Genomic DNA, 255 nt, shown 5'->3' with positions numbered 1-255 from the left:
CTACTCGGGAACACTCCCAACAGTCGGCAAGATTTCGCCTACCCGGCTATCACGGTCTACGGCCGCCCTTCCCAGAGCGTTCGACTACCCCACCGATTTCTCACTGCCTGAAGAGACGGCGGTCTCCCCCGGAAGGTCCCACAACCCCGCACACGCAACGCCCGCCGGCTATCACACGCGCACGGTTTAGCCTCCTCCGCTTTCGCTCACCACTACTCACGGAATCACTAAATTGTTTTCTTCTCCTACGGGTAC

General features: G+C 59.6%; 1 rRNA gene. It reads right to left on the bottom strand.

Annotated elements, in window-relative coordinates:
• Window positions 1-255, bottom strand: a 23S ribosomal RNA gene (locus tag QSK36_RS43305); the annotation flags it as partial.

Source organism: Microbispora sp. NBRC 16548, assembly GCF_030268985.1.
In the GTDB taxonomy this organism is placed as follows: domain Bacteria; phylum Actinomycetota; class Actinomycetes; order Streptosporangiales; family Streptosporangiaceae; genus Microbispora; species Microbispora catharanthi.
The sequence above is the reverse complement of the archived record's forward strand: the minus strand, read 5'-3'. Positions and strand labels throughout refer to the sequence as shown.